This is a genomic window from Nonomuraea sp. NPDC001636, from assembly GCF_040298265.1.
In the GTDB taxonomy this organism is placed as follows: Bacteria; Actinomycetota; Actinomycetes; order Streptosporangiales; family Streptosporangiaceae; genus Nonomuraea.
The window spans coordinates 26,689-33,536 of record NZ_JBEOZT010000008.1 but is presented as its reverse complement, the minus strand read 5'-3'; the positions used below and the strand labels follow the sequence as shown (position 1 = coordinate 33,536).

The following is a 6,848-nucleotide window of genomic DNA, read 5'->3' as shown; positions in this document are numbered from 1 at the left end:
GTGTCCACTAAACTACTTACCGTCTTCCTCACTCATAAAACCCAAAACAATTTTTTTGTTTCTTCGGTCCACCGCCGGCCCCCCCCCCCCCCCCCCCCCCCCCCCCGCCTCTGACGATAGGAATTTCGTTGATTCTCATCCTCAGCGGCAAGGACGACGACTCGGTGGAGATGGTCGTCCCCGAACTCGTCAGGCGGGACGCCGAGTTCCTGTGGTGGGACCCGGGCGACTACCCGGCCGGCGCCGCGATCAGCTCACGCCTGACCGGCGGCTCCTGGCGGCACACCCTGCGCGCCGACGGCCGCGAGTACGACTGCTCCCGGTTCACCGCGATCTGGAACCGCCACCCCGGCCATCCGCGCGCGCCCGGGGTCACCGACGACGGGCACCGGCGCTACGTCGAGAAGATGGCCGCCATCCTGCTTCAGGGCTGGGAGCACACCCTCGCGGGCCGCTGGCTGCCGGCGCGGAGCCTGGACGTCTTCCGCACCCAGAACAAGCTCGTCAACCTCGGCGTCGCGGCGGCGCTGGGCTTCACCACCCCCGAAACCCTCGTCACCAACGACGACGAGGACCTCATCCCGTTCTGGGAGGAGGCCGGCGGCGAGCTGATCGCCAAGGAGGTGGAGTTCGTCGAGTTCCAGGTCGACGGCGAGGACCACTCCCACTACACCACGCCCGTCACCCGCCGCCGTCTCACCGACAGGCACCGCCTGGCCCTCTCCCCCGCCATCCTCCAGCCGTACGTCAGGAAGGCCGTCGAGCTGCGGATCACGGTGGTGGGAGAGCGGGTGTTCGCCGCCGAGATCCACTCCCAGGGGTCGCGCGCGACCCGGCACGACTACCGCCACTACGAGCAGACGTTCTCCACCTACGCGGTCCACCGGCTGCCCGCGCAGGTCGAGCGCCGCTGCCTGGAGCTGACCGCCGCGCTCGGCCTGCACTACGGCTGCATCGACATGATCCTCACTCCCGAGGGCGAGTACGTGTACCTGGAGATCAACCCCGCCGGGCAGTGGGGCTGGATCGAGAGCGCCACCGGCCTGCCCGTCTCCGCCGCCATCGCCGACTGGCTCACCGCCACAGAACACCCGGGTGAATCCGCATGACCAGTACCTTCGCCGCCACCCTGACCGAAGCCGTGGAGCTGCTGCGGGCGCTGCCGCGCCGCCGCGACGACGTGCCCGAGGCGCGGCGGGCCGTCGCCGAGTGGCGTGCGGCCAGGCCCGGCTCGCGCGCCCAGCTCGTCGCCGACGTACGGCCGGGCAGCCCCGTCGTCGACTACGACCTCGTGCTGGCCCACCCCGATGGGGGAAGCGTGGCGCTGACCGCCCCGGCCGAGGACGGCGTCCCCTGGACCGTGGACCACTCCACCCACTGGGCCTCCGGCCGGGTCCTCACCGTGGACGGCCACGCCCTGCTCGTCCAGAACGCGCTGCTCACCCTGCGGTCGTGGGCCGGACGGAGCTCCACCGTCCAGGAGGAGCTGATCGATCACTGCGTCCTGGGCGACCTGGCGAGCAGGGAGCCCCCGCCCACCCAGGAGGAGCTGCAGCGGGCGTCCGACGCCTACCGGATCAGGAACGGCCTGCACAGCCGCGCCGCGCTGATGAGCTGGCTCGACGGCGTCGGCCTGAACGAGACGGCCTACGCCCATCACATCGACGGCCTGGCGGTCAAGCAGCGGGTCCGTGCGCGCGTCGAGCAGGAGACGGCGCACGACTACCTGGAGCGCCACCCGGCCGAGTTCGACCAGGTGTGGGCGTCATGGGCGGAAGGCCGTGAAGATCACCTCGCCGTGATCGCGGGTTCTCCCGACCCCGCCGCCGCCCTCCTCCAAGCCCTCGCCTCCCGCGAGCGGATCACCGTCACCACCGCCGACGGCCCCGCCCGCGACCTGCCCGAACCGCTGCGCGCCGCCCCCCAGGGCGCCGTCATCGGCCCCGTCCCCCACGGCAGGGCCCACCTGCTCGGCGTCGTCCGCGAGCGCCGGCCCGCCGACCCCGCCGACCCGCGCACCCTCGCCGCCGCCGGCCGCGCGGGCTTCGCCGAGTACATGGCCCGGCGGCGGGCCGGGGCCGACATCACCTGGCACTGGCTGTGACCGTGCCAGGAGGCCGCGCCTTCCCGCCGGGCGAGGCCGTGCGCACCGGGGGCGCCCGGTGAGCCGCCTGCGGGTGGTGCTGCAGAACACGCAGACCGAGTGCGGGCCGGCGTGCCTGGCGATGGTGCTGGGCCATCACGGCCACCGCACGACCGTCACCGAGCTGGCCGGCCGCCTGGGCGTCGGCCGCGACGGCCTCAGCGCCCGCGCCATCGTGGCGGGCGCGCGCGAGTACGGGCTGACCGCCAAGGCGTTCCAGCTCGCCCCCGCCGACCTGGCCAGGGCGCCGCTCCCGGCCATCGCCCACTGGCGGTCCAGCCACTTCGTGGTGGTCGAGCGGTGGGCCGCCGACCGGGTGGACATCGTCGATCCCGGCCACGGGCGGCGGCGGCTGACCCCGTCGGAGTTCGCGGCGGGGTTCAGCGGGGTGCTGCTCGCCTTCGAGCCGGGGGCGGGGTTCCGGCGCGGGTCGTCGTCGCTGGCCGGGGCGTGGCGGCGGGAGTTCGTACGGACGCTGCTGCAGCGCCGGCGCGGGCTGCTCGCGCAGGTCGTCCTGGCCTCGCTGCTGCTGCAACTGGTCGGCCTGGCCCTGCCGCTCTTCTCCGAGCTGCTGCTGGACACGGTCCTGCCACGGCAGGCCGCCGACCTGCTGCCGCTGCTGGGGACGGCGGTGCTGGTCGCGGGGGCGGCCCAGCTCCTGCTGGCGTATCTGCGGTCGGCGCTGCTGGTGACCGTACGCGCCCGCGCCGACCAGGAGCTCAGCGAGGGGGTGGTCGGCCACCTGGTGGCCCTGCCCTACACGTACTTCACCCGGCGGGGCACCGGCGACCTGGTGACCCGCGCCTCCAGCGTCTCGACCCTGCGCGAGCTGCTCACCGGACAGATCATCACCGCGGTCCTCGACGGGCCGCTCGCCATCGGCTACCTGGTGCTCGTCTACGCCCGCGACCCGGTCTTCGGGGCGGCGCTGACCGGTGTGGTGCTGCTCCAGTCGCTGCTCCTGCTGGCCACGTCCCGGCGCGTCCACCTGCTGACGCAGCAGGAGCTGGCGGCGCTGTCGAAGTCGCAGAGCACCCTCATCCAGACGCTCAGCGGCATCGAGACGCTCAAGGCGTCGGGCGCCGAGCGCAGGGCGATGGACCAGTGGTCGGAGCACTTCGCCCAGCAGCTCGACGCGGACGTGCGCGCCGGCCTCACCCACGCTCTCCTGGACGCCGTCGTGTCGGCGATCCGCGTCGTCACGCCGCTCGGGCTGCTGTGGCTCGGCGCCTGGCGGGTGCTCGACGGCGAGCTCTCGGCCGGCTCGCTGATCGCGCTCAACGCCATCGCCCTGGCCGCGCTGACCCCGCTCGGCTCGCTGATGACGAGCCTGCAGAGCCTCCAGCAGGCGGGCGCCCACTTCGACCGGCTCTCCGACATCCTCGTCTCCGCCCCCGAACCGAACGAGGGCATCGAGGTGCTGCGCCTGCACGGCCGGATCGAGCTGCACGAGGTCAGCTTCCGCCACGACCCGCGCGGTCCGTGGACCGTGCGCGGCGTGTCGGTGTCGATCCGCCCCGGCCAGAAGGTCGCGCTGGTGGGCGCCTCGGGCTCCGGCAAGAGCACGCTGGCCAGGCTCCTGCTGGCGCTGCACACCCCGGTCGAGGGCGAGATCCGCTACGACGGCGTGCCCGCGAGCGAGCTCAACCTGCGCACCCTGCGCCGCCAGTTCGGCGTCGTCACCCAGGACCCGTCCCTGTTCAACGGCACCATCCGGGAGAACATCGCGCTCAGCGACCCGGACGCGCCGCTGGAGCGGGTGATCGCGGCCGCCGAGGTGGCCGCGCTGCACGACGAGATCATGGCCATGCCCATGAGGTACGAGACCATGCTGACCGAGGGCGGCGGCCTGTCCGGCGGCCAGCGGCAGCGTCTGGCCCTGGCCCGCGCCCTGTTGTGCCGGCCCAAGGTGCTCCTGCTCGACGAGGCCACCAGCAACCTCGACAGCGCCACGGAGGCCGTCGTCGAAGCCAACCTGGCCTGGCTCCCGCAGACGCGCATCGTCATCGCCCACCGCCTCAGCACGGTCAGGGACGCCGACCTCATCGTGGTCCTCGACGGGGGACGCGTCGTGCAGCGCGGCACCCACGAGGAGCTGATCGCCGTGCCCGGCAGGTACGCCGAGCTCCTCGCCGCCCAGGCCGGGTCCTCGCAGCCCGACCGTGGGGGCGCCGGGGTCAGGGCCGAGTGAGGGACACGCTCGTCAGCACCGCCGGTGCGGCTTTTCGGCCCGTCGTCCCTCGCCCGGGTTCTGGCTTGTGCTTCGATGTTGCTTTGTCAGTACATCGAAGGAGAGGTCACCGATGCCAGACCTTGACGACCCGGCCGCCACGTTCAGGGAGTTCGACCGCGACCGGGACGGATACATCACCCGCGAGGAGTTCGCGCTCGCCATGAACGCCCGCGGCGAGGAGGTCACCGCGGCCGAACTCGACTCGATCTTCCACGTCTCGGACGAGCACGACGGGGACGTGGACGGGCGCATCTCGCTGGCGGAGTTCCTGGTGGCCTGGAACAGGTGACGGCGCACCCGCCCTGACCCGGCGGCCGGCGTCACCGGAGGTGATCGGCCGCCCAGGCGCGGAACGTACGAGGGGGACGTCCCAACACCCGCTCGACGTCAGGGGTGAGGCGGGCGTTGCCGTCCCGCGCCACCAGCCGGGAGCCGTCGACCGCGACGTCGGCGAACTCGGCGTCCATCCCGGCGGCGATCAGCTGCGTGCGGTAGACCTCCAGCGGCACGTCCACCGTCCCGACGGGCCGCCCGAGCGTCTCCCCCAGCACCTCGGCCATGTCCGGGACGCTGAGCAGTTCGGGCCCGGTCAGCGTGAGGACGGACCGCGTGTGCTCGCCGGACGTCAGCGCCCGCACCGCCACCTCCGCGACGTCCCGCGGATCGACGACCCCCTGCCTGCCCCGGCCCGTCGTGTTCGGCACCGGCCGCCCGAGCCGGACCTGCGCGACCCACCGCAAGGCGTTGGAGGCGAAGCTGGACGGCCGCAGCACCGTCCAGTCCAGCTCGCTCGCGCGCAACGCCTGCTCACCGGCCCGATGCCAGTCCCCGACCTTGGCGCCGCCGTGCTCCTGTCCCGTGCCGATCGCCGACAGCTTCACCACCTTCCGCAGTCCCGCGGCCCGCGCCGCCACGAGCATCGCCTCGTCGTGCCGGGCGAGCCACGGGCCGGGGGCGCTGAGCAGGAACACGGCGTCGGCGCCGCGCGCCGCTGCGGCCAACGACCCGGGGTCGTCGAAATCACCCTGGACGACCTCCATCTCCGGCGACGCCGTGACCTTCGACGGTTCCCGCGTCATCGCCCGGACCCGCTCACCCCGGCCCGCCAGCAGCCGGACCACCTCACCGCCGACCGTGCCCGTGGCACCTGTGACAACAATCATGCGGCTCACTCTGCCGCCCCGCCCACCAGCCGTTATAGGAACTTCCGGCACACGTGCGCACCTCGCGGCGCGGCTACCGTGTGGTCATGAGCATCGAGGTCCCGATGACCGTGCCGGACGGTCTGCGCCCGCTGGTCGAGGCGGTGAGCGTGCTGAAGGCGGAGGATCCCGCGGCGGGTGAGCGGCCGCCGCTGGTGCACCTCCCCGACCCCGGCACGTCCCTGATCTTCCGTACGTCCCGCGCCGGGCACAGCGACCTGCTCGTGATCGGCCCGCGCACCCGCGCCTCGTACCACGTCGGCAAGGAACTCCCGTTCTGCCTGCGGTTGCGGCTGCGTCCCGGCGTCACCAGGCCGTTGCTCGGCGTCCCGGTGAGCGAGTTCGTGGACCGGGTGGTCCCGCTCGGGGACCTGTGGGGCGCCTCCTGCGAGCCGCTGATCGCCGCCCTCAGGCACGCGGACGGCGACCACGGCCTGGTACTCCGGCACCTGGCGGCGGCCCTGCCGGCCAGGATCCCGGCGGCCAGGATCTCGGCGGACGGGGTGCGGCGCGAACTGGTCCAGGCCGCCGTCCGGGCGCTGCGCGGCCGTACGGGCGCACGACGCGAACCCGTGCCCGCGCTCGCCCGCCACCTGGCCGTCAGCGAACGTCACCTGCGCGGCCTGTTCGCCGACGCCGTCGGCCTGTCGCCCAAACGCTACGAACGCATCGAACGCGTCCGCAATGCTCTCGCCCTCGGCCGTGCCGACGGCCGCTGGGCCGACCTGGCCACGGCCACCGGCTACTACGACCAGTCCCACATGACGGCCGAGTTCCGTACGCTGATGGGCGTCACGCCGGCCGCCTTCTTCCAGGGCCGCCTGCCCGCCCTGCAGCCCTGCTGACCCGCCGGCGGCGGTCACCCTGAGCCGGCCGCCCGGTCGTAGGCCGAGCGCGCCTCGTGGATGTAGCGGCGATGGTCCTCGGCCCAGCGCAGCACCTCCGCGACCACCCCGGCCAACGACTGCCCGGCGTCGGTGAGGGCATAGTCCACACGCGGCGGGACGGTCGGGGTGACCGTACGCGTGACCAGGCCGTCGCGCTGGAGGGCCCGCAGGGTGACGCTCAGCATGCGCTGCGTGATGCCGTGGGCCAGCCGCCGCAACTCGTTGAACCGGCGTGGCCCGTCCGCGAGCAGCGCGATCACCAGCACCGTCCACTTGTCGCCGATGCGGTTCAGGACCTCCCGGACGTCGCAGCGGCCCGGATCCGGCTCCACCACGGTTTCCTCCAGAGAACCAGGGCACGAAAAACTGCCTTCTACCGGTAC

At 73.1% G+C, this 6,848-nt stretch carries 7 protein-coding genes; 5 read left to right on the top strand and 2 right to left on the bottom strand.

Annotated elements, in window-relative coordinates; genetic code table 11:
• Positions 1-128 precede the first annotated feature (128 nt).
• The 4 genes from ABT158_RS17500 (at position 129) to ABT158_RS17485 (ending at position 4,665) form a co-directional block, all read left to right on the top strand.
• The gene (locus ABT158_RS17500) at positions 129-1,109 is read left to right on the top strand and encodes an MvdC/MvdD family ATP grasp protein (protein WP_352354339.1); all 981 of its coding nucleotides are present in this window, start codon (positions 129-131) and stop codon (positions 1,107-1,109) included.
• A complete protein-coding gene (locus tag ABT158_RS17495) occupies positions 1,106-2,104 on the top strand; it encodes a TIGR04500 family putative peptide maturation system protein (RefSeq protein ID WP_352354337.1) in 999 nt (332 codons plus the stop codon). Before ABT158_RS17500 ends, ABT158_RS17495 begins: the two co-directional genes overlap by 4 nt.
• 58 nt (positions 2,105-2,162) lie before the next feature.
• Positions 2,163-4,334, top strand: a complete 2,172-nt coding sequence (locus ABT158_RS17490; RefSeq protein WP_352354335.1) for a peptidase domain-containing ABC transporter — start codon at positions 2,163-2,165, stop codon at positions 4,332-4,334.
• Positions 4,335-4,446: 112 nt separating this feature from the next.
• Entirely contained in the window at positions 4,447-4,665 is a 219-nt protein-coding gene (locus ABT158_RS17485) for an EF-hand domain-containing protein (protein ID WP_352354333.1), read from the top strand.
• A gap of 31 nt (positions 4,666-4,696) precedes the next feature.
• Here ABT158_RS17485 and ABT158_RS17480 read toward each other — a convergent pair whose 3' ends face one another.
• The gene (locus ABT158_RS17480; protein WP_352354331.1) at positions 4,697-5,539 is read right to left on the bottom strand and encodes an NAD(P)H-binding protein; all 843 of its coding nucleotides are present in this window, start codon (positions 5,537-5,539) and stop codon (positions 4,697-4,699) included.
• An 86-nt stretch (positions 5,540-5,625) separates the two neighbouring features.
• Between ABT158_RS17480 and ABT158_RS17475 the strand changes: the two genes are divergently transcribed.
• Entirely contained in the window at positions 5,626-6,423 is a 798-nt protein-coding gene (locus ABT158_RS17475) for a helix-turn-helix domain-containing protein (protein ID WP_352354329.1), read from the top strand.
• Positions 6,424-6,437: 14 nt separating this feature from the next.
• On the opposite strand, the gene ABT158_RS17470 is transcribed toward ABT158_RS17475, so the two are convergent.
• Entirely contained in the window at positions 6,438-6,800 is a 363-nt protein-coding gene (locus tag ABT158_RS17470; RefSeq protein ID WP_352354327.1) for a winged helix-turn-helix transcriptional regulator, read from the bottom strand.
• Positions 6,801-6,848: the final 48 nt, after the last annotated feature.

What these genes read in the sequence shown, in the direction of transcription:
- ABT158_RS17495 (WP_352354337.1), top strand. Translation starts at nt 1,106, where the DNA reads ATGACCAGTACCTTCGCCGCCACCCTGACCGAAGCCGTGGAGCTGCTG.
- ABT158_RS17475 (WP_352354329.1), top strand. Translation starts at nt 5,626, where the DNA reads ATGAGCATCGAGGTCCCGATGACCGTGCCGGACGGTCTGCGCCCGCTG.
- ABT158_RS17485 (WP_352354333.1), top strand. Translation starts at nt 4,447, where the DNA reads ATGCCAGACCTTGACGACCCGGCCGCCACGTTCAGGGAGTTCGACCGC.
- ABT158_RS17480 (WP_352354331.1), bottom strand. Translation starts at nt 5,539, where the DNA reads ATGATTGTTGTCACAGGTGCCACGGGCACGGTCGGCGGTGAGGTGGTC.